Raw genomic sequence first — 334 nt, 5'->3', positions numbered from 1 at the left:
GGCTCGTCTACTCCCTTAGATGTCGAGTCCGAAGGTTTATGTCGCCGACGCGCTTTTGCCGGAGGACTTGTCCACGAACGTCTATCCGCATCTTTTCGATGCCAGATTCCCATGCGCTGATGATCTCAAGTTCCGCTATCTCTCACCGTTAGCGGATTACCGGATCGGGCGCCTCCAGAAGGCCCAGTTCCGCGCGTGCGGGAAGGCCCGCCCAGTCGCCGGGACTCATACAGACGAACGCTCCCGCGGCATTCGCGGTAATCAGTCGTTCGACCGGGTCCGCGCCGGCACAGAGGTCGGCGAGGTAGCCGCCGACAAAGGCGTCGCCGGCACC

General features: G+C 62.6%; 1 protein-coding gene. It reads right to left on the bottom strand.

The window, feature by feature from the left end:
- Positions 1–148: 148 nt before the first annotated feature.
- A partial coding sequence (locus KVT44_RS55840) for a PfkB family carbohydrate kinase (protein ID WP_254651247.1) occupies positions 149–334 on the bottom strand: 186 nt, incomplete at its 5' end.

It is taken from the genome of Streptomyces sp. GbtcB7 (genome assembly GCF_019091445.1).
In the GTDB taxonomy this organism is placed as follows: domain Bacteria; phylum Actinomycetota; class Actinomycetes; order Streptomycetales; family Streptomycetaceae; genus Streptomyces; species Streptomyces mirabilis.
Note: the sequence above shows the minus strand (reverse complement) of the source record. Positions and strands in the feature narration are given on the sequence as shown.